This is a genomic window from Corynebacterium freiburgense, assembly GCF_030408815.1.
Lineage (GTDB): Bacteria > Actinomycetota > Actinomycetes > Mycobacteriales > Mycobacteriaceae > Corynebacterium > Corynebacterium freiburgense.
Genome location: NZ_CP047355.1, coordinates 1,069,177 through 1,091,687 on the forward strand (window position 1 = coordinate 1,069,177; position 22,511 = coordinate 1,091,687).

Genomic DNA, 22,511 nt, shown 5'->3' on the forward strand with positions numbered 1-22,511 from the left:
CACACCCAGCCCGAAAACAAGGCAGATTTCACATCACCCACAACCCATCACAACATTTCCCCAGCTCACACCCCCAAACCAGGAGCCCACAACACAAATCTGCCTGCCGGAGCCTTTCCCAGGCCCATCTAGGCCTTCCTGTGCCTGTTTCAACGCTGCCTCAAGCTTATTCTCAAGGCCTTACTTCAGACTTTTTCCCAAGCTTTTCCATGTCTGCCCCGGATAACTTCGGGCCACGCTCCCAACAACCCAAACACCATAGAGCAAAGACCAGTCAAGCTTTCGGGGCAAGTTCAGTTTCAGGGGTATAGCCTAAAAAATGTGAATACTCCGGTGAAACGCACCCCAATTCCACAGGAAATCCGCATCTTAGTGATGGGGGCATTTATTATCGCTCTAGGGTTTGGCCTGGTAGCGCCGATTATTCCGCAGTTCGCGCAGAGTTTTGATGTGTCAGTTTGGGCGGCAAGCGCTGTGGTCTCCATATTTGCTGCAACTCGCCTTGCGTTTGCGCCAATGTCTGGTCGGCTTGTAGATGTTCTTGGCTCTCGGCAAGTGTATTTAACTGGGTTATTAACAGTGGCAATAGGGACTGGACTTATTGCATTTGCGCAAGAATACTGGCATATTCTTGCATTGCGTGCGGCCAGTGGAATTGGCTCGACAATGTTTACAGTTTCTGCCACGAGTTTAATTGTTCGCATTGCGCCGCCGGATATTCGTGGTAGGGCATCATCGATTTATGCGACTGCATTTCTTTTTGGTTCCGTTATCGGGCCGGTAATTGGTGCTGGCTTATCGGGGCTAGGAATGCGAATTCCATTTATTATTTATGCGGTTTCATTGGTACTAGCCACAATTGTTGTAGCAGTAAAATTAAATCCTCAAAGTATAAAAACAGTGGAGGCTGCGGGGGATCAGCAGCCGATGCGGCGTCGAGAAGCATTGCGTAACCCAACTTATATTGCGGCATTGCTAAGCGGATTTGCATTTGGTTGGTCAAACTTTGGGGTCCGCATTGCGGTTTTGCCTTTGTTTGCGGCCTATATATTTGACTGGGGTGGTGCGGTCGCCGGAATTGCATTAGCGGTCTATGCGGTAGGAAACGCTATTACATTACAGTTTTCCGGTAATTTGGCAGACACTCTTGGCAGGAGGCCATTGATACTTGGCGGGCTTGCAATAAATACCGTGTTTACGGCATGCATTGGTTTTAGCGAACATGCTTGGGTGCTACTCGGAGTTTCTATTCTTGCCGGAATCGGTGCAGGGTTTATGAATCCAGCGCAGCAAGCATCCTTGGCGGATATTATCGGTAATCAGCGTTCGGGAGGGAAGGTGCTCGCGCTCTATCAAATGACACAAGATTTCGGAGCGATTCTAGGTCCAATTCTGGTTGGTTTTATGGTGGACGCTTGGGGATATCGCATTGCATTCCTGAGTTGTGGCTTAGTTGGATTTGCCGCGCTAATGGCGTGGGGGTTGTTAGGTAAAGAGACACTGACGCGAGAAATTCAAAGCGTGTAGCTCCTGTGATGCGTGGCTAGAATTGGTAGCGTCGATATTGTGTCTGCCTGAGTGGATACCGCTACGGGGGATTGACGTTCCATACCTACGCACCGACCTGCATTACGCCACTTTTGGCGCGAATTGTTCCTCTTTCCCGTCTTAGGAGTACAGATGAGCACCGATCAGCGAGTAAAGATTTTCTTTAAATCATTACTCCAAGAACCCGACGCGGCTGGATTCTTTGTTCCCTCCGAGCACTGCTGGGCCGAACCGATACAGGCCGATGAAGGCGGCGGCACCTTTGCCATGCGAACTACTGGCTACGGTATACCGTTTACCGTTGACGATATTGTGCGTGCTCAACTCAATTCAGAAGGAGAACTGCAAGTAGTTAGCATTGAACGTCTTACCCCCGGATGGGTGGCTTGGGTGGCTTTGCCGCCTCATAGCGGAGATTTACGTAGAGAAGCATTGCTGGAGCTGCTTGGAGTTGGGAGCTTCGCGGCGGAAGGCGGGGAAGATATGCTCCGCATAGCATGGGGCGAAGAGATTTCTCGTAAAGAACTTGAGGCTAGATTTAGGAAATATCAAGACTGGATGAATGGCTATATGTTGCTTACAGTCGAACAACGTGCCGAATTGCTGCAGGAGGCGGTCGATCTAAAGCTGGAAATGCGGGAACCGGTACAAACCGACTATTGGGCTGCCGACGACCCCGCATGGCGTGGGTTGGGGGTAGATACCCCGGAATTTCTTGCCCGAGTACAACGAATGGTGTACGAAGACCCGGCAATTTTGGCAACAATACGAATGAATAAACAGGCTGATGTTGTGGCCTGGCTGGGGCCACCGCAATTAGATGAATTTGGTAATGTGATCCCGCTGCCACAACTTGTGGAGCCGTGGCCAGGGCTGCGGTAGTAATCCATTGTGTGCCTTTGGTTTGGGGTGGTGAATCACCCCTTAGGTAGGTGGAAAAAGACTGTATATCCAAAGCTTTATGGGGTAAATAGTGTTCACCATCACATATTTTAAAGCATTGGGCCTGGACTTCTAATAGGGTGATCCGCAAAGACGTAAGCGTGTTTGCAATCACATTTTAGGGAGGTATGTGATGGTGAAGACTATCCATCATTTTGTTCAAGGCAAAGCCTGGCCCGGACGTAGCGGCAATACCGCCGCAGTTATGAACCCCTCAACTGGCGCGGTCCAGGCCCATGTAGATCTAGCATCCACCGAAGAAGTTCAGGAAATAATTGCCGACGCCGCGACCGCCCAGCAGGGGTGGGCCGCAACCAGCCCACAAAAACGCATTCGCATCCTTATGAAGTGGATTCGGCTCATCCAAGAACATATGGATGAAATCGCACGCACGCTCTCACTCGAACACGGTAAAACATTTGAAGATGCAAAAGGCGATATTATTCGCGGACTCGATGTTATTGAATTCGCATTAAGTGCGCCGCACCTCTTAAAAGGTGAATTCTCTGATTCTGTAGCCACCGGTGTGGACGTATATTCCATGCGTCAACCACTGGGCGTAGTCGCTGGAATTACCCCTTTTAATTTCCCGGCAATGATTCCATTATGGAAAGCAGGTCCGGCACTCGCCGCTGGAAATGTATTTATTTTAAAACCATCTGAGCGTGATCCTTCCGTGCCAGTGCGATTAGCAGAACTATTTATTGAAGCCGGTGGTCCGCCAAGTGTGCTCAATGTAGTCCATGGAGATAAAACAGCAGTAGACGCCATTCTTGAATCAGATATTGTGCAAGCAATCGGATTTGTAGGCTCAACGCCAATTGCAAAATACATCTATGAGCGCTGCGCAGCGACTGGAAAACGTGCACAGTGCTTCGGTGGAGCGAAAAACCATATGCTTATCTTGCCTGACGCCGACCTGGACCAAGCTGCGGATGCCCTTGTCGGTGCCGCATATGGATCCGCAGGCGAACGATGCATGGCCATTTCAGTGGCAGTACCAGTGGGACAAGAAACCGCAGACCGACTACGCGACAAACTGATTAACCGCATCCATAACTTAAAAGTAGGGCATTCACTCGACCCAGACGCAGATTATGGCCCGCTTGTTGCAGCATCAGCATTGGAGCGCGTTCGCGACTATATCGCGCAAGGCGAAGCCGCGGGAGCGGAACTAGTAATAGATGGCCGTACTCAAGGGGCGACCGACAATACATTCGAGGGTGAAGATCTTAGTGGAGGGTTCTTTATCGCACCGACCCTTTTTGACCATGTGACCCGTGATATGAGTATCTATACCGATGAAATTTTCGGGCCGGTACTCACCATTGTTCGCGCCGAAACCTTTGAGGAAGCGCTCGCATTGCCAAACGAACATGAATACGGCAATGGTGTTTCAATTTTTACAAATAATGGTGCTGCCGCACGTGAGTTCGCGCAGCGGGTGCAGGTAGGAATGGTTGGCATTAACGTGCCAATCCCAGTGCCAATTGCATTCCATACCTTCGGTGGTTGGAAGGCTTCCGGTTTTGGTGATCTTAACCAACACGGACCAGACTCTTTCCGCTTCTACACCAAAACAAAAACTGTGACCAGCCGCTGGCCCATAGGGCAAGCCACCGGTGCAGATTTCACAATGCCGGTCATACATTAAAGGAGGCAAGAACAATGCCAAACCAGACAATTGCCGTGATTGGTTTAGGAAATATGGGCGGGCCAATGGCTGCTAACCTCGTAGCTGCTGGATATACCGTACAAGGTTTTGACGTTGTTCCGGCCGCCCAGGAAGCCGCCAAAACTGCCGGAGTTCAAGTTCGAACAAATGTTGGCGAAGCAGTTACTGGGGCCGATGTAATCCTTACCATGCTCCCCAATGGGGCGCTGGTCAACCAGGTGATAAACGAGGCCGTCGAAGCTCTTACACAACCCGCACTTTTTATCGATTCCTCAACTATCGCTGTTGAAGAAGCAAAGACAAATGCCACCCTAGCCGAAGCACACGGCCACCGTTATATCGATGCCCCAGTTTCCGGTGGCGTTGTCGGGGCAGCCGCAGGAACACTCGCATTTATGGTCGGAGGAGCCAAAGAGGACATTGCAAAAGCCTCCCCGCTTTTCGACGTCATGGGCCGCAACGTTACCCATTGCGGCGATGTTGGCGCAGGTGAAGCAGCCAAACTCTGTAATAATATGATTCTCGGTGTGCAACAAATAGTAATTGCGGAAGCAATGGTCCTCGGTGAACGTTTAGGACTCAGTGCACAAGCATTCTATGATGTTGTATCCAATTCCACCGGAGCTTGTTGGGCGCTTACCGTAAACTGCCCAGTCCCGGGTGTTGTCGCGGCGTCGCCATCCAACCATGATTTTCAACCAGGCTTTGCAACTGACCTTATTGTGAAAGACCTTGGACTTGCCATGCAAGCGGCAGAATCCACCGGGACGGAAACCCAAATGGGTGCCCAGGCGGCCGAACGCTACCAGCAACTTGCTCAAGCTGGTTATGGTGCTAAAGACTTTGGGGTTATTATTGCGGCGGTTCGTTCGAACCATCAATAATGGACTGCAAAAGCACCGAGTAATACGAGACTAATTGCTCAGAATCAAATTGAGTAAACTCCGTATCCCCGACCCTTCGCATTAATGAAACGCCGGTAAGTAACGAGACCGCTGCCTGGGCGCGTAATTCCGGCGAAGGGAATGGAAAAGGAGCCTCTCGCTGAATACGTTTAGTAAGTGATTGTAGGATATCTTCCTTAATTCGCTTACCGATTGCGCTCAAAGAACCCTCGGAACCGTCCGTAATAGACAATGTGCGAATCATTGAATACGAAGCGGTGACTGGAGCAGTTAATGTCTCCCGAATAGAAGTTTCACCAAGGGAATGAAATGGGCCAGAAAACAACGCAGCTGCTGATGGGGTAAAATCTAATGTTTTCTCAAACAAATTTTCCTTATTAATAAAGTGCTTAATGATTAAAGGCGGGCTTACGTCAGCAGCTTGCGCAATATCTTTTAATGAAACCCCGGCGAATGTATGGGTGCTAAATAAGTCCCGAGAGCACTCGAGGATTCGAGTCTTGGCGTCTTGTGCGGCGTCCATGCTCGAAAGCCTACTGAAAAAGCAACACCCTAGGAGTGACACAATGGTATTGCCACTGACCGGCATCATCCTATCTCTTATTGTTTTAATGGCATTAGCCTACCGCGGACATTCCGTAGTGATTGTTGCTCCTATCGCAGCGTTTATTGCCGCAATATTTTCTCAGGCTCCGTTGCTTGCCTCGTATACGCAAATCTTTATGCCGGCGCTCGGTAAATTTATTGTGAGCTTTTTCCCATTGTTTCTAGCAGGGGCAATCTTTGGAAAACTCATGACCTCCGCTGGGCTCGCGACAGACCTGGCCCAGGGAATTACCAAACTCTTTGGCCCCAAACGCGCAATGCTTTCAACAGTGCTTGCCACCGCTTTATTAACATACGGCGGCGTCAGTGCTTGGGTAGTAGCTTTTACAATCGTTCCAATTGCAATCGAACTATTCCGCGAAGCAGGGATTCCCAAACGACTGATGCCAGCAGCTCTGGGCCTGGGGACGATTACCTTTGCACTCGCGGCGCTCCCAGGCAGCCCGCAAATTCACAATGTGATTCCCACACAATACTTTGGAACCAATAGCTATGCCGCCCCAATACTCGGAATTATTGGTGCAATAGCCATGTTTGCCCTTGGAATGGCATGGCTCCAATACCGAATTCGTAGCCTCCAAACAGCCGGGGAAACTTTCCTTCCTGAAGGCGCGGATGACACACCATTACGCTCAACATTCCATAAAGATGGCATAGATCTAGATGGCACAAAAGAAACCGAAATCCACCACCCAGTATCTGGCGGAAATATCGCAGCACGCGGCTTACTAGGGTTACTGCCAATCGCCGTAGTGATAGGAATGAATTTCCTCTTTCTGTATGTAATTTCCAAACAAATGGATTACAGCTATTTGGCCGAAGAAAAATTCGGTGGAGTAACACTAGACAAAGTGGTTAGTGTTTGGTCCGTGGTTGTGGGCCTGGTTACCGCTATTTTGCTTATTTTCCTTATGAAGTTCCGAATGGCAAATGAACTTTTTGCGGACCTTTCTGATGGTGCTAAAAACGCTATTCTGCCAGTATTCACAACAGCTTCTGAAGTTGGCTATGGGGCAGTAGTGGCGTCACTCGCTGTCTTCGCGGCAGTACGTGAAGGCATTTTTTCTATAAGTGACAATGTCTTGGTGGTATCCACTGCCTCGGCGGGGGTGATCTCTGGCATTACTGGATCTTCATCGGGAGGACTATCCATCACATTGCAGGCCTTTGGTGAGGAACTGAAACAAGCAGCAATTGACCAGGATGTAAGCCTTGAAGTCCTACATCGAATTACCGCAATGGCCTCAGTGAGTTTTGACTCGCTCCCGCACAACGGTGCAATTCTTACAATGCTTATTGTGTGTGGCATGACCCACCGGCAATCCTATAAAGACATTGCAGTAGTTACCGTGGTCATTCCACTTATCGTTGTGCTTACGCTTCTTGCCGGGATCACCTTAATGTAGCGGTGGTTTGACGGTGCAATGCACTAAACGTGTGTTGGTGGTGTAATTGACAAAGTGATAACAATTTGAGGAATTTAATTATGTAAAGCAAATCATATATTAGTATCTGCTATATCCTTGAATATCTATACCTTTGGATATGTTGAATGCAAATATCTAGCATCGAAGGAGATAGCAGATGAATGACCATAAACAATCTGATATCAGTGGACAACAATCCGATCCGCAAGCGCATCCACTTTCGCTACAGCAGACTGGAACCATGGTGCAAAAGCCAGGAATCGGCTCAATTATTTTAGGGTTAATCCTTATTACTTTTGGAACTCTAATGAGCCTTGCCCAGGTATCTATTGCTGTTGGTGGCCAAAATCCTATTACGAATGATTCTGCAGACCCTATTGCGATGGCTACTTCAATTATTATGACCGCTTTATTTACTGTTGTGCCGATCTTTTTAGGGATTGTGATTCTGATCCTTAGAACAAAGCAGAAACGCAAATGGGAACTACAAAGTAAGCCGCGCTGATATACACAGGCGGCAATACTGAAAACACGGATGCTTAAAGGTGGTAAGCCTTAGGTTTGAGCATCCGAGTTTTAGTGTTAAACATGGTTGTATTAGTTTGTGTGGCGTCTAGAACATTTGTTGGTAAATATTCGCCGCGACCTTATGAATATCACTGACATAGTTGTTTCGTTGGTTTTTCTGACTTCCGATGAGTCCGTCCGAATGTTCAAGGCCAGCAATGGGGCTGTGTGCATCTTGAGCTAAAGCAGGCATCGAAGCCATTTGCGGAACGTGACCAAGAAGATAATTTGCCTCATATGATCCTAAACTCGTCGCTATCCTATTGGCTTCTGTGCTGAATTTTTCGCGGAAAAGCTCATAAGCACCGACGAGAATTTCCTGGCCATCCTTTTTACGCTTCTTATATTCCAAGGTCGTGTATCCCAGGTATCGGAGATTGCGGCCATTTTGACCGTGCAGGCGAAGTGGTCGCAACTTTTCATGAGCATCAAAGGAATAACGCTCCCACTGGGCCATGTTCGCCTCCGACATTTCACTATATTCGCTGGTCCAATCGGAAAACCATCGGGACAGGTTCCCAAAAGCGTGGTAGCTAAAAAGATCGGTGGAAGTAGGGGTGACAAAGAAATCGCACCCCAACAGAACCGTGCGGTTAAACGGGCCCAGACTTGGGCCGACATCAAAAAAGATTACATCGTAAGAATCAGAATCTTCCATTGCGGTAGCTAGCTGGCCGGCCCAATGTACCCGGCGGAAATCCCCAGTTTTGCGGCTCAATGCATTGGACCAAGCCTCACTCATAACGTCTTCGATTTGGGAAAGCGTGGGGTGGCCTGGCAAAACATCAACTTGGAAGCGGTTCGATCTATACGGATTGATAGCGGTATCAATGCTTGGTTCGCCTTCGCGAATCGGCACAAATAGCGAGTAAACGGTTTTACGGAGTGAAGAGCGTATAGCCTCATCTGCATTATTTGCTCCACCATAAATTTCTTCGCACTGCTCATTCGTAAGCATGAGCTGCGTGGCGTTGCACTGAGGATCACAATCAACATAGAGGACCCGCTTGCCGCGTTGCGAGAAATAGTGCGCAACATTGGTGGAAAGGGTTGTTTTTCCGACACCACCTTTATTATTAAAGAAACTGATGGTTTTAATACCTGTTGCCATGTTCCGCGGTCCTCAACTCGGATATCGGTTTATAAAAATTAGCTAGGTATTAGATTAGAGAATTACTTGAATCGTGTCACATTGGGGGCAATGTAGATCTGCCTTATGTGAAAAGGCAGATTTGACATGAATCGCGTCTAACGGTGACGTTTTCCCAGTTCGCGATAAAGCCGTTGTTAAATCTGCCTCAGGCACATTTGACATCTAAGGCAGATTTAGGTTGTGGGCTACTGGAGCCCCCTATATACACGATGTACCCCCTATCGAACGCTCATCGCGCGCCCACTAAGCGCCCTTAGTCCACTAGACAGAATGGTAAAACCCCCAGATCAACCAGATTTGGGTGTGGTTGTGCTGGGGGTCGTTGTATCGAGGAGCTTAGCTCGTTAAGCCCACCGTTATCTAGCCCTAGTCTTCTGTAGCCGTTGATTCGGTGGCCACTGAGTCAAGGTATTTGGTGAAGATTTCTTTGACTCGCTGTTCAAGTTGCTGGTCGTTGAGGGTGTCAAAGTCGATGATTTCGGACCAGCGGCCGAAGTGCACCATGACGTTATTGAGGTTGTCTACGCGTGAGTAGGGGTTATTGGCGTATTCGGAGAATCGGGAGATGTGTTCCTTGGCAATGGCTTGGGCAATGCGAGGGTTGCCTCCGAAGGTTGTGCGGTCGAGGATTGAGGCGCATTCATTGTCGCCGAGGACTGCGTTGATTTCTGAGCCGAAGGTAAAGCTTCGCCACCAGGCACGTCGGAAGATATTGCGACGGTTTTTGCCTAGCCATGCGTCATATTCGGGGTTTCGGGATTTATTGGGATAGCGCCATTTTGCTACGTCTGGGAGGAGTACAAGTGTGAAGTAGTTCCAGACGAGTTCGTCGGCTGCTTGGGTTGGTAGGAGGTGCATATTTTCATAGAGGTAGTTGCCTACTTCATAGTCGAATATGCTCATGGATTGTTTATCGCCGCCTTTGGGATACCCGTGTTTATGGGCAATTTGGCGGACACCATCGCGGAGTTTTAGCAGGTACTCGTCGGAGACGGGGTTGGAGCAGATGCCGTCGAAGTGCGCCAGAGGGTGCGCGACGTCGTTATTTTCTTGGAGGCGTGCTATTGATTTTGAAATAGCTTGACGGGCGAGCTCAACGGCGTGGGGGCGGTCGAGAAGCTTGTAGTAAAAGTATGCGTCGTTGGGTTTATTCATTTCTTGCTCTTTTGAGAGTGGAAGAAGTATGCCTGGATTCGGGCGTGGATTTCGCCAGGGGTTTGTTCGTAGATGTTTTTGGTTTCTTGCAGGGTTTGCTCACCGAAGATCGCGGTGTGTATGGATACGAGCTTTTCTGCGAGAGTTCCGTGTTCGATAATTTCCGGGTCGAGTTCATCGGGTTCGAACAACAAGGTGTGAACGATAAGCTGGCCTACTACATCTGAATTAAGAAAAGCTCGGAAGTCTTTACTGTCCAAGGACTGTGGGTCAGCTAGGTAGTTTTCTACGCGGGGGTGGGCGTTATTAAGCAGGAGGCGAATTGCGGCGCTTGCGTGGCGGTGGAGATGTCGGTCAACCTCAAGGCGCCACATTGCGGTGGTCGGTTCGATGCGGGCTTCTTTAAAATTGACAGCACTTAATGGGAACTGAGTTTCCGGGCTGTCAAGGTTTACAGAAACAGTTGCCTCCCAAAGCCGACTGCCTGGGTATTTCGGCGCGAGTGTTGGTTCGTTTGCCCGGGGGTTTTCAAGCAGTACTACGGAAATACGGAAGCTTACGGTGCCGCCGAGTTCTGTGCCTGGCAGTTTGACCTTGAGGGTTTGTTTGCCATTGACAACTTCTTGAACTTCGGTAGCATTATGCCGCCCGGTTTTTGAGGATTTCCACACAATTGCGGCGCCAATACGAGCAGCTGGAGTGTCAGTGAGCGGGTCATCATCGGGGAGACCGGCTTCTTTAAGTACACGGGGGAGATCGGCGTCGATAGTGATAGTTGCTTCAACGGGGGTTTCGTAGGTCCAGGTGCTTTCGGGACCGTCTTCGGTATAGGCAACGGGTTCATCATCGACAAGGATTTCGTAGTCGACGAGTCGGATTGAATCCGCCGAAGGTTGGCGGAATCCAAGGCTGATGCGATTTGCCATTAGTCTTCCTCCTGCTCGTCACGTCGAAGTAGGGTGGTGTGTACTTCGGTGCCGATATTGAGCATAATTGCGGTGTTATCTGGTTGGAGAAGTGCAATATAGCCTTCCCAACTATCGTCAGTAATCTGGACATCTGTGATTTCTGGGGCTTCGGCTTTCGCCGCCAATGATTCCCAATCCAAGGTCGGATCATAGGGATCAATCCATCCCAACGGGACAGCTAAGGAAATGCCCTGTTCACGCCTGGTATAGCGTTTTCCATCCACAACTGAAACTGGATGCACGGACAGCGTCGCACCTGTGAGTGATGCTGCTTTACTAAGTTTGGCATTGACTTTAAAAACCGCCACAATGCCACGAGTAGTAGCTTCCATCGTTTCAAAGTTTGCGGACGTGGTAATGCCTGCTCGTGGGGTTTTCTTTACTGAGCGATTTGTGGCGGACGGTGACTTTACCTTTGGGGTTCGGCCCCCGGTGCCGTCGGAAAGAATCTTTCCAAGGTCTTGGGAGAGCTTTACAATCGCGGGGCTGGATACGGATCGTACAACCTTGACCGGGCTGGGGGTGAGCTCTTTGATATGGTCGCGCAGACGGTCGAATGCTACCTTGACTGGGTTTGTGCGGCGCGGCGTGGTTTTGCCTGGTTGGAAATACCGTGGGTCTGAAAGGTCAACGGTTTTCGGGTTCCATTCATCGTGGGCTGGCGGCTCGCTTGCGGCAAAAATCGCATCGAGTTTCGACGCCGCGACAAACACCCCGCCATACCCGGAACCGACCGCACCCTTGGGGCCCTGCCAATAATCAACAACCATACGAGGACCACGCATTAATGCGATATGGCGGTCATACACTTTATCGGTAATTTCGCTGGATTCCGGAATACGTGACAAGCGATAGAGGCATAATTTGCCAAGGTATTCGGCAGGGCGCTTTGAAGCAATATCCCGAATGCGATACCGGGAACTACCGGACCAATCATCAGAAACCTCATGGAATTCCGGCTCAGGATGCTTTACCAATTCCTTATAGGCGCGAACAATATGGGTAAGACCAGGATCTTTATCTGGATCCGGAATGGTAACTGGAGTGCCTCGATCGGTTACAAAGAATGAAATCGGGTCCATATTCTTGTGTTGCACAACCATATGTGGCCAAGCCCATTTTGTCAGGGCTTTTGCAATATTATTCATGCTAAACGCGGCCACAGCGCTGGAATCCATATCGGAATCCTCGGGGGCCTCAAATGCCGGATCCAGTACGGCAATAGAAGTACCAGTTTGCTGGTGCTCATTAAAATAACGATCCATACCAAACGCTGCTGCTAGCTGATCGGCATCGTCGCCAGTAAATGGTTCGGCGAAGTCCGCGCCAGCAATACCGTCTGCCTGCACACCCCACCAGTGACGGCCGGTAAAGTTCAGCTCATCGATATGGAAGGCCTCGCTAATTGCCATGGCAATAAAGCGGTTTACTCGCTTGCCTTCCTCATTGCGAGTGCGGGTATACACCAATACGGTATTGATCTTGCTGGCATCGAAGAATACGCCTTTGCCAAAACCGTATGTTCCACCGCCTACGGCCTTATCTGAACTCCGCCCGATATTTCGCACAAATGACACAAAGTCGTCTTTGCAGTCAACATAGGTTGCGGCGGAGGTAGGGCCCTGTAAACCGCCGGTGCCGCAGTCAGACACAACAATCAGCGGAAGTTCATCTTTTTGGAGGAAAGCCCCAAGTGAATCTTCAACGCCGGTGAGGTCTTCGCCGAAGAAGTCCCGGAGCTGTTTGACGGCTGCTTCATTAAGAATGTCATAGTCGATGGCGAAGGTAACTCCATCTGTATGACTACCGACGTCCCGAGCATCCCAGCTATTCTGCAAAGTTTCGCGGGTGAACATCTCCCAGCGATGCAAATTTGGACGCCCAAGTGCCTTTTTCGTTGAAGTACCGTACGTGCTTCCGGAATCACCGAAAGGTTCCTTGTGGTGAAAGACGTTAAGCATGTTTTCCTAGTCGTTCCTATATCCGGGGATTTCGGAGGGGGAGGAGAGGTCGATGGTGTATTTAATATTTTGGATTCGATCGGATGCTCCGACACGAAGTAACCTAGGGAACTCGTTCACAACATCAAATGTGTGTTGCTCACAGAATCTGTATCGTCTGAGTTCGTTCTTTGTTTCTTCGGTATGCAGATATCCAATCTCGGCGAGTTGGTTTAATAACTCTGGCCCCGAAACATGTGGATGCTTCACAATCCGATCCACAATCCCAGGAAGTGTGACTTCCCCGGTAGGGGTCGCCTCGTATTTTCGCACAACGAGCCGAAGCGGGATATCAGTGGTTGGTGTTAACTGCTCATCGCCATGAATTTCTACAAACAAGCCGTTCCGGTTGGTAGTCGCTTTACATTCAATACTTAAATCGTCGAAGCGAAAATCGTGTCTGGCTTTATCTGAGCCGGTCCACCGCAAAAAAGCGATTTCCCCACGCTCTTCTAATAGCTGCTCCAGCAACTCCAATTCTGCAATGAGCCCAGTTTCTTCCTCTGGGGTCAAAACCTTGGTAGTCGCCCGCGATAAAAGATCCCGCCAGCGCTTTAACAATGCCGACGCCGTGAGCGCAGCCTGATCAGGATTTGTTACGGCCTTGTCTAAAAAATCGTCACAAAACACTTCAAACACACTGCGCAATGCAGGCTGCTTTAACGTTAATAACGCGCAAGGCTGATTGCGGTATTCATCACGGCTAAGCGTTAAACTCGGGCTCCGAGTATCTGTGGTGAATTTCCTGGCTACTTCTTCATCCATTGGAATCTGCAAACCAATGCAGCGTTCATCATTGATAAACGCTGATATCCGCCCGAGTGCGCTAATTACACCAGTAGGGATAATAAGCCGCGCAAAAGGAGAACGCTCCCCAGAGCTCGCACGCTCAAACAGCGCTTGAAAAAGCTCCGCTGACGGAATGGGTTTAGGCTCGATCACTAGACTCATCCTCGAGTTTCTTGCCATCACTGGCTTCCGCGCTCGCATACTCATCATCCAAAGCCTCATAGGCTTCCAAAATCTGGGCATCTGGTTCTACTGCAGAAACATACTCAACACCCGATTCGCGGTTCGCAGAGGTCGGGAAGAAGATTGCAATTCCGATAACGTCATCTACTGCGTTAAGATCAACGCGCTCGAATGAAATTGAGTGTCGTGAAAGAGGTTTTGGTGTTGCTGGGGGATTTGGCGCTTTGGAATCTTTATTGATGACGTAAATGGCTAGGTGGGCTGTACCAATACCCGCATAATCGTCATGAGTGGCTCGAATTACTGCGTCACGCCTTGTGGGATTTTCCTTTACTTTGGAGGTGACGTCAGCGATGATCTGATGTCGGGTCTCATTATCAACTGGTAAATCGTTTAACCGATGCAGCGGAGGAGCCAGTGCTCGAATTTGAGCATCTGTTGTGGTCTCATTCTTAAGTTTTGAACGTCGGACTTTATGTACAAAAAGACCCGGTCCCACTTCGCGAGTGCCTTGTGCTTCGCTTGCCAACCCGAAGAAAGAAATATTCCATTTTCCTAGAGTTTTGGCATTTAATTCGTTTTGAATGTAATCGCGAATTAGCGCACCACGACGTGAACCTAATCGGAAATCGTCATCAAATTCATACTCACTTAAGAACTTAAGCACGGTTTCGGTGGGTGCACTGCGGAAAACGGTCGTTCCGTTATCGAGCTTTTCTTGCATTACATTGTGGCTTTGTAAAGACTCAACAAAATTCCAAGTAGCGTCGAGATTATTTTGCAGCCATTCTTTGTCGCCAGCTTTGAATCGGACTGTCTGGACTTGTTGCCCAGAAAAGCTTGCGGTCATATTGATAGAATCTTGCATTTTGGCTCGTGCAGTAATCATCATTGCGGGATGTTTACGGATTTTCGCTTGAACTTGAATCGGGGTCGAGCCTTCACGCGCATAGACGGCAAGTTCCTGGCGAAGATCGGTTTCAATTAAAGCCAAATCACGGAACCACAAAGCGAGTTCAGCGGGCATCCAAATACGTGGGAGATCTTGGTAGCCATTACGGAATCCAAACCAGCGACCCATCTGTAATAAGGTGTCAAAGGCACTGGCTTGCCGTACGAAGTACGACGAGATTAATCCCTCAAGCGTTAATCCGCGGGAAAGTGTGTTACCGCCAATTGCAATGACTGTTTCTGGTTCTTCATCAGTATAAATAAGCCGGTCGTCAGATTCCGCATTGTCAACGATGACGCGAATCTTTGATAAAACTTCTGGAATTCGTGGCTTGATCTCGTTGAAAGATACAGGTTCTAAATCGAATTCACTGGCAGTAACTGCTGAGGTCTCGCTTTCCCACTGTTCAAGCCATTCCGGGGGGATATTATTGGCAGTAATTGTGGAGCGTAGTTCATTGATTTCTTGTGTAATTAGGTACTCAAGATTCAAGTGATGCTCTGTAAGCATCGAAGTGTGCACCAGCATTGACGAGTGTTTATTTTTATCACCGCGAATCCAGCGTGCGGCGGTCGCCATGATAAACCAACGGATTGCGTCCCGTAAGCCGAATCCAATTTCGGCGGACCAATCCTGGGATGCTTTACGGCTAGTTGGTGGCTTGATTTTCTCTACTTCCGAATCAGCGATGATTCGGATCATGTCGTGGCCGCTACCATGAATTTCAGAGCGCTCTTCACCATCGAGTGGATCTCTACCAAACAGCGCTTCAGCCCCAAAATATCCATCTGGCTCAGGGAGAACGTGGATGAAATTTGACGGGTAAAGATCGTCAGTCTTATTCGGGTTAATCAATACATTTGCGAATGGCGTCGCGGTATAGCCGATGTAGACAGTTTTCCGGTGGGCGAGGAGGTCACTGATCTGTTGGTTAATCGCAGAGCGGCGCCCTTTAGCCCGTGGCGAAACATCGATGCTTGCTTGGTCTGCTTCGTCATCGATCACAAGAATTGGGCAACTATCGCCGAGCATTCCGGCCTGAGCGATCCATCGGTTTAGTGCCTTGAGGCGTGTGGTGTTTTTCTTCACGACCGCTATGAAGCGTGTATCAGGATCTTTCAGACGCTGCGGGTTATCGTCGCCCCAAAAATCGTGGTCAATGGTTGTGAGGCGGTGCCATTTGCCGTGGTCATTGAGGATGAGTTGTTGCTCGAGCCTGGCCTGGGTTTGTACTCGAAGGTTTTCGGTCATACCCGTAAGCACAATAATAAGGCGATATCCAACATCTGCTGCTTTGGCAATTACAGACATGAAATTCGTAGTTTTGCCGCTTTGCACATATCCGACCACGAGGCCTTTAAGGTTGAAAAATTCAGAACCGTTTGCCGGACGTAACGATTGAATTATCGCTGTAGAACTTTTGTCCACTGATTCGACAGCCTGTCCGATAGCCTTAGATACATTTAATCGAACCGGCGGCCAGTATGTGTCGATATTTAGGTCTGGTCCGACATACCAAGATGAACCTTCTTCTCGTTCTTCGACGAGGGTAATGAATTTGCTTAGGTCACCGTCAAGTCCATGCTGGTTCAACATCCGCTTGACAAGGGTTTCCGCTGCTGACAGCTCGGGATTGGGTCCATATATTCGTTGCAGTCTTGCTACGGCTGCATCAACGGTTAATCCGCCTTTGATAAAGAGTTGGATATTCTCGCAGTATTCACGAAGATCTTCATCATTAATTGGATCATTTTCGTTGGCCATCCGCGGTTTTCCTTTGCGTCCCCAAGAGTATTTTTGGATTCATGTGTCCTTTTAAGATCAACTTAGATTATCCTTAAGGCCCCTTTGCTGGGTGCATACTCGGAAATTGATGTAAAAGCCCTTGATAAGGCTACCCACGTTGATACCCCCGAACCGTGACTTTGTGTACAACAGTTATTTTTTCGGGCGTCGATAAGCGTATGCATTTATGAAGAGTGGCGTTTCGCCATTTTGTGTCACGTTAGGATGCTGGTCACACTGGTTTTACGATTAGTTGTGCAATAGCGTAACGTGGACGTGCAATGAGCATTACCGATAACGTCACCGGCGGCGTAGAAGAGCCGGACAACGTCATTTTGTCGGAATCTCAGGAAACTTCGCAGGATGGGGCAGTTGACGCTGCCGAAGACATCAGGGATGCGAATACTTCTGAGGACACCGGCTCCACGCAAGGTTTCGAAAACCTGGGTCTTCCCTCGGAAGTTCTTTCCGCAATCCAGAAGGTGGGCTTCGAAACTCCGTCCCCTATCCAATCTCAAACTATCCCGGTGCTGATGCAGGGCCGCGATGTTGTAGGTTTGGCGCAGACCGGTACGGGTAAAACCGCCGCGTTCGCTCTTCCTATCCTCGCGCGTATCGACGCCGCGGTACGTGCGCCGCAAGCTCTCGTGTTGGCCCCCACACGCGAACTGGCGCTACAAGTAGCTGACTCGTTCCAATCTTTTGCCGATCACCTTGGCCGATTGAACGTGTTGCCGATTTACGGCGGCCAAGCATATGGCATTCAACTTTCGGGTCTCCGTCGCGGTGCCCATATTGTTGTTGGAACACCTGGTCGTGTTATCGACCACCTTGAAAAAGGCTCACTAGATATTTCCGGTCTGCGCTTCTTAGTGCTTGATGAAGCCGATGAAATGTTGAATATGGGTTTCCAAGAAGATGTGGAACGCATCCTCGCCGATACCCCGGATGAAAAACAAGTTGCGCTGTTTTCTGCCACTATGCCAAATGGAATTCGGCGTCTGTCTAAGCAGTACCTGACTGACCCGGTAGAAATCACCGTTAAAAGCGAAACCCGCACAAATACAAATATTTCACAGCGGTACCTTTCAGTAGCTCACCGCAATAAACTTGATGCCCTTACCCGCATTCTTGAAGTTACTGAATTTGAGGCCATGATTATGTTCGTGCGCACCAAGCACGAAACCGAAGAATTGGCCGAAAAGCTCCGTGCCCGTGGCTTCTCAGCAGCCGCCATTAATGGCGATATCGCCCAAGCCCAGCGCGAACGTACTGTTGATCAGCTCAAAGATGGTCGTTTAGACATTCTGGTAGCAACTGATGTTGCCGCGCGCGGCCTAGACGTAGAACGTATTAGCCACGTATTGAACTACGATATTCCACACGACACGGAATCCTATGTTCACCGCATTGGCCGAACCGGCCGCGCGGGCCGCACCGGTGAAGCAATCCTTTTTGTGACCCCACGCGAACGTCGTATGTTGCGCTCAATTGAACGTGCGACAAATGCGAAACTCGTGGAAATGGATTTACCGACGGTCGACGAGGTTAATGACTCCCGCAAAGCCAAGTTTGCGGATGCCATTACGGAGTCACTCGAAGATAACCAACTTGCAGTATTCCGAAACCTTGTAAAGGCATATTCGGAAGAACACGATGTTCCTTTGGAAGACATTGCAGCCGCATTGGCAACGCAAGCCCAAGCCGGCAATGAATTCCTTATGAAGGAACCACCACCAGAACGACGCCGCGACCGTGGCGAACGCCGAGGACGTGACCGGGACCGTTTTGAACGGGATCGGGGAGATCGCTTTGACCGAGATCGTGGTGGCGACCGCTTCGACCGCTCCGGTAAGGAAATGACCGTTTATCGGCTCGCGGTAGGCAAACGCCAACATGTACGTCCAGGTGCAATTGTTGGTGCGCTTGCTAATGAAGGTGGCCTCAATTCACGTGACTTCGGCCGCATTAGCATTGCTGTAGATCACACACTTGTAGAGCTTCCAAAAGACCTTCCACAAGAAGTCTTTGATGCGCTCGAGGACACCAGGATCTCCGGACAACTTATCCATATTGAGCCCGATCCAGGTGCACCAAAGGGTCGTCCAGCCTTCCACCGTAAAGGTGGCCGATTCGATCGCGACAACGATCGTGGATTCCGTGGTGGACGTGGCGAACGAGGTGGCCGTGGTCGCGACGGACGCGATGGGTTCCGTGACCGCGATCGTGGAAACTTCCGCAAGCGTGATTACAACCGTGAAGACCGCAGTTTCCGCCACCGTGATCGTGGAGATCGCGGCAGCCAAGGTCATCGCCACCATGGTGGTGAAGACTAAACCATAATATTAGGCGGCTACAACGCTCGCTTAAATTTACCGCCAGGTGTAAACGCCCAGGAATGGGCATGCACCTGGCGGTCTCTCATTTCTGGGTGCCAGTTACCCATTCAATTGGGGCTCTCGAAAATAGAGCTTTGGGGGGCAGGTATGACGTAGGGGTAGGGCCACCTCAAACAGTCAAAGATTGCGCGCGATAATTTGATCTTTCAGATATTTCTTGTAGATTAACTAGAGGCATATGTGCTAACTGCTAGTTGATATCAAGATATAGGCCCTGTTTGCACAGTTGCTTCTTATCAACTCCGGGGGTGCATGGTAGGGGGTATGAAAAAGCTGTATACCTGCGATAAGAGAGTGATTAAAGGTGACAGAGTTATTTATGTTGTTGATGTGAAGTTGTTGAGTTATGCTGGTGGTACCGCGTATTTGGGAATTGGGCCTAGAAAAGCGGGATCCCTCGCAATAGTCATTGCATTATTGCGAGGGATGTTCACACATATTTCAAGACTTAGCGCGGCAGGATATACGCCACGTTAACATCAGGTAAAACATAAGCTGTCTTGGTGGATTTGGTTATAAATCCACCAAGACAGCTTTCAGCATATATACGGATGTACGGGCGTTATTAGCCTAAAAAGCCAAGGCTCTTCAAAATAGTAATTAGCAGTACACCAATTGTGGAGAAGCTCAAAATGTTCTCTAAGAAGCTATAGAACCCATTACGCTTTGGTTCTTCCTTTTTAGGCTCTTCCTTCTTATCTGTGGTGGGCTTGCTGCTTTGCGGTTTCTTAAGTGCGTCCTCAGCGGCTTTCTTGGCAGCTTCGGCTGCTTTTTGTGCAGCCTCTGCAGCGGTCCTTGCTTCTTGGGCAGACTTCAGATCAGCTTCTGCTTTCTTCGAGGCTTCCTCAGCTTTCATACGATCAGCTTCTGCCTGCTTTGAAGCCTCTTCGCTTTTCTTCGCAGCTGCTTCCGATCGGGCAGCAGCTTCTTCGGCTTTTTTAGCAGCTTCAGTTGCCTTCTGAACAGCCGCTTCTACCTCAGCTGCTTTCCCTGCATCTTTTTTCGCAGCATCAGCGCTAGCTTTTGCCTCATCGGCGGCTTTTTGTGCAGCCTCTGCGGCTTTTTTGGCCTCTTCAGCGCTCTTTTCAGCTGAATCCGCAGCGCCAGGGTCCGCTGGTGCTGGTTGGGTGGTGGTTGGATCCGCTGGTGCTGGTGCGGTATTGATTGGGCCGAATTCGGCTTCCAAAGCTTTTTCAGTTTCGCGAGCAGCTGTCTTGGCGGCTTCGACATTAAGTTGCTCAAGAGTGGTTGGGCCATACACTTTGATCCCAGGCAATGAGGCTAAAGTGTATTCGACCTTCAGTTCGGCTTGGGCAATAAAGTCGGCTCGGATGGTCCAATCGATGATGGAGAATGCATCAATTTCAGTAGGATCGGTTTTGCCTTGCTTGAGGAGATCATTGATGTCCTTGATACGCCCATAGCCCTCGTTGAAGAATTTGTGGCGCAGGTTCCAGTCACTTGCATCGGCGTCTGAGGAAAAGGCCTTTTTGCGAGCGTATTCGGTAGCGGTACCCAAAATCGTTGTGGCTTTATCGGTAGTGTCTGGATTAAAGCCAACTTTGGAAATATCGATTTTGCGGGCTTCCTCGTTGCCTTCAGCCTTGAGTATGGCAAGCGCTACGCGACCCTTTGCGGCGTAGCAAGCCGCTTCTGAATAATCAGCAGCGTTGCGCATGTCTCGTGTTGCATTGACATAATCATCGTATTTTTGAATAGAAGAAGCGGTGTGGTAAAGATGTCGAGCCTTAGAAACCCGCAGATATGTGTTGATTTCATTGGCGTATTTATCGGCATCCGGAGCCTTCTGAATGTTGTAGATATCCGGAACCGTATCATCGTTCTGAGCACGAGCTTGCGCTAGGGAAACATGGCTTACTGCCGGCAAAAATTCCGGGGAAACTGCGACCAGGCCACTGAGGGCCATTGAAGTAGCAAGTGCAGCGGCGGGAATTCTATAGGTCTTTTTCACGAGGAGTGCTCCAAGGCTAGGGGAGAAATGTATGAAAACGCTCACTTAGTGAACGCTAACCTAACGGCAAGGTACACGCTTATGTGAATTTAAGTTAACTTTGATTTTTGCTTAGGTATTTATCTAAGAAATGACCAGCATCGTTAGTCGCTTATCATACTATTCTCGCCCCCGAAAGGGTGCCCCCTGGGGCTGGTTTCATTATCGAACAAACCTACAAATTTCATGCAAGTTATGTTAGTCAAGTGTGTTTGAGTTACATTTGAGAAAATTGAATCCAGTGTGATTTAAGTTAATTATTGAGTAATTATTCACGGACGTGTGACTGCATACGATTCTTGCGATGCTCATTGGAATTGTCTTGAATACTGAGTTCTGGGGACTCCGTGTTGTCGAAAAACTGGGATAGATCAATGTCGGGAGCGGGTCTGGGTGCATGGGGGTTGTCGCCCTCTGGAAATGGGAATGTTTTTGCCTCAAGGGTTCCTTCGAGCGCGCTGTCCAGCACGGCTGCTTGTGGCAAGTTAAGGTGGTTTATGTTCTCTAGCTCTGTGCGAAGTGTTTGGCTAAAGCCATGTGAACGATAGAATTCTTCACCTTTAGCCGCGGCGCGCCGAGCATTGAAGGGGGTTTTCGGATCGGTGCCGTCGTCTTTGGTGCCTACCACCCAGTAGTGGGGAACATGCATTCGCTGCTCGTCATAAAGGTCTCGCAATTGAGTTTCTTGAGGGGCCCCACCGCCGCCCACCATTATGGTGCCACCAGTAACTAAATCAGTTCGATGATTAAGAATTCCATAAGAAATAAATTCGGCACCTCCTGAATATCCCATCCACCAAATATTGGTCCGATCAATATTCTTTATGGATTCAATCTTTTCGGTGATTAGTGAAAGTACCCATTTTCGTTTCGTGGGGATATCTTTCCACCAGGTGAGTTCTTTATCGCTGTTGGAAGTCATGGGGGCTTCAGGTTGAAGCATGATCATGTTGTAGGAGGCTGCAACAGAAGCTAGGCAATTCGGCAAATTGTTTGGGTACGAGTATTCAAAGCCTCCATCTCCATGAAGGCGAATAAGGATGCCCACAGGCTTGGAGTAGTCGATATTACGTGCAAAAAGGTGGTATCGCCCCTTCACGCCCTCGGCCTCAAAATGTTGATTGAGTTGTACGTCGTCAGGTTTTGTAGCTATCGCGGGGTGGTCCTCCGAAGCTAAATTGCCGGGTCGGGCGCGGGGGTCGTCGCTATCCAAACCCCATTGAGTGCAAGGAGCTGCAGCATTGAAGTTGGCACCATCATTTTTTTCCGAGAATAAATATGCGCCAGCAAGTAGGAAGAGTATAAGAAGAAGTACTAACCCGAGTGCTCGATATACTGCCAATCGAGTGTTTTCCACACCTTCCCCCATTCCTTATTGCCAGGGCTGTATTTTAGCTATACTATAGCAGTGCAATTAGCCAAAATCTACGTTAAATCTATTTACTC

Annotated in this window: 16 protein-coding genes; 7 read left to right on the forward strand and 9 right to left on the reverse strand. The window is 49.3% G+C overall.

The genetic code is table 11. From position 1 onward, the window contains the following. The first annotated feature begins 375 nt into the window (after positions 1-375). The 4 genes from CFREI_RS04895 (at position 376) to mmsB (ending at position 5,049) form a co-directional block, all read left to right on the forward strand. Complete coding sequence (locus CFREI_RS04895) at positions 376-1,527, forward strand: MFS transporter (RefSeq protein WP_084170836.1); 1,152 nt, start codon at positions 376-378, stop codon at positions 1,525-1,527. A 153-nt stretch (positions 1,528-1,680) separates the two neighbouring features. After that, entirely contained in the window at positions 1,681-2,430 is a 750-nt protein-coding gene (locus CFREI_RS04900; RefSeq protein WP_027013340.1) for a hypothetical protein, read from the forward strand. 193 nt (positions 2,431-2,623) lie between these two features. Continuing rightward, positions 2,624-4,144, forward strand: a complete 1,521-nt coding sequence (locus tag CFREI_RS04905) for a CoA-acylating methylmalonate-semialdehyde dehydrogenase (protein WP_035112409.1) — start codon at positions 2,624-2,626, stop codon at positions 4,142-4,144. Positions 4,145-4,158: 14 nt separating this feature from the next. After that, positions 4,159-5,049, forward strand: coding sequence for a 3-hydroxyisobutyrate dehydrogenase (gene mmsB, locus CFREI_RS04910; protein WP_027013338.1), 891 nt, complete (start codon positions 4,159-4,161; stop codon positions 5,047-5,049). On the opposite strand, the gene CFREI_RS04915 is transcribed toward mmsB, so the two are convergent. Further along, entirely contained in the window at positions 5,018-5,593 is a 576-nt protein-coding gene (locus CFREI_RS04915; RefSeq protein WP_027013337.1) for a TetR/AcrR family transcriptional regulator, read from the reverse strand. The genes mmsB and CFREI_RS04915 overlap by 32 nt on opposite strands. A gap of 43 nt (positions 5,594-5,636) precedes the next feature. Between CFREI_RS04915 and CFREI_RS04920 the strand changes: the two genes are divergently transcribed. Both CFREI_RS04920 and CFREI_RS04925 read left to right on the forward strand, forming a co-directional pair. Next, complete coding sequence (locus CFREI_RS04920; protein WP_027013336.1) at positions 5,637-7,082, forward strand: GntP family permease; 1,446 nt, start codon at positions 5,637-5,639, stop codon at positions 7,080-7,082. 178 nt (positions 7,083-7,260) lie between these two features. Next, positions 7,261-7,608, forward strand: a complete 348-nt coding sequence (locus CFREI_RS04925; protein WP_027013335.1) for a DUF4064 domain-containing protein — start codon at positions 7,261-7,263, stop codon at positions 7,606-7,608. A gap of 108 nt (positions 7,609-7,716) precedes the next feature. Here the strand turns inward: CFREI_RS04925 and CFREI_RS04930 are convergent, their stop codons facing one another. The 6 genes from CFREI_RS04930 to CFREI_RS04955 all read right to left on the reverse strand — a co-directional run bounded on the left by CFREI_RS04930 (position 7,717) and on the right by CFREI_RS04955 (position 16,634). Then, on the reverse strand, positions 7,717-8,769 hold the full coding sequence (locus CFREI_RS04930) for an AAA family ATPase (protein WP_027013334.1): 1,053 nt from the start codon (positions 8,767-8,769) through the stop codon (positions 7,717-7,719). Positions 8,770-9,189: 420 nt separating this feature from the next. After that, positions 9,190-9,978: a DUF6339 family protein gene (locus tag CFREI_RS04935; protein ID WP_027013333.1), complete on the reverse strand. Its 789-nt coding sequence runs from the start codon at positions 9,976-9,978 to the stop codon at positions 9,190-9,192. Continuing rightward, positions 9,975-10,904: a hypothetical protein gene (locus CFREI_RS04940; protein WP_027013332.1), complete on the reverse strand. Its 930-nt coding sequence runs from the start codon at positions 10,902-10,904 to the stop codon at positions 9,975-9,977. Before CFREI_RS04940 ends, CFREI_RS04935 begins: the two co-directional genes overlap by 4 nt. Beyond that, the gene (locus tag CFREI_RS04945; RefSeq protein WP_027013331.1) at positions 10,904-12,907 is read right to left on the reverse strand and encodes a hypothetical protein; all 2,004 of its coding nucleotides are present in this window, start codon (positions 12,905-12,907) and stop codon (positions 10,904-10,906) included. Before CFREI_RS04945 ends, CFREI_RS04940 begins: the two co-directional genes overlap by 1 nt. Positions 12,908-12,913: 6 nt before the next feature. Further along, positions 12,914-13,888, reverse strand: a complete 975-nt coding sequence (locus tag CFREI_RS04950) for a PD-(D/E)XK motif protein (RefSeq protein ID WP_027013330.1) — start codon at positions 13,886-13,888, stop codon at positions 12,914-12,916. Next, positions 13,875-16,634 carry a Z1 domain-containing protein gene (locus CFREI_RS04955; protein WP_051256070.1) on the reverse strand — a complete coding sequence of 920 codons (2,760 nt, stop codon included), beginning with the start codon at positions 16,632-16,634 and terminating at the stop codon, positions 13,875-13,877. Before CFREI_RS04955 ends, CFREI_RS04950 begins: the two co-directional genes overlap by 14 nt. A gap of 302 nt (positions 16,635-16,936) precedes the next feature. Here CFREI_RS04955 and CFREI_RS04960 point away from each other — a divergent pair, with 302 nt between their 5' ends. Continuing rightward, positions 16,937-18,991, forward strand: a complete 2,055-nt coding sequence (locus tag CFREI_RS04960) for a DEAD/DEAH box helicase (RefSeq protein ID WP_027013329.1) — start codon at positions 16,937-16,939, stop codon at positions 18,989-18,991. 628 nt (positions 18,992-19,619) lie between these two features. On the opposite strand, the gene CFREI_RS04965 is transcribed toward CFREI_RS04960, so the two are convergent. Both CFREI_RS04965 and CFREI_RS04970 read right to left on the reverse strand, forming a co-directional pair. Continuing rightward, positions 19,620-21,071, reverse strand: a complete 1,452-nt coding sequence (locus tag CFREI_RS04965; protein WP_156907802.1) for a hypothetical protein — start codon at positions 21,069-21,071, stop codon at positions 19,620-19,622. Positions 21,072-21,333: 262 nt separating this feature from the next. Continuing rightward, positions 21,334-22,422: an alpha/beta hydrolase family protein gene (locus CFREI_RS04970; protein ID WP_027013326.1), complete on the reverse strand. Its 1,089-nt coding sequence runs from the start codon at positions 22,420-22,422 to the stop codon at positions 21,334-21,336. Between the last annotated feature and the right edge of the window lie 89 nt (positions 22,423-22,511).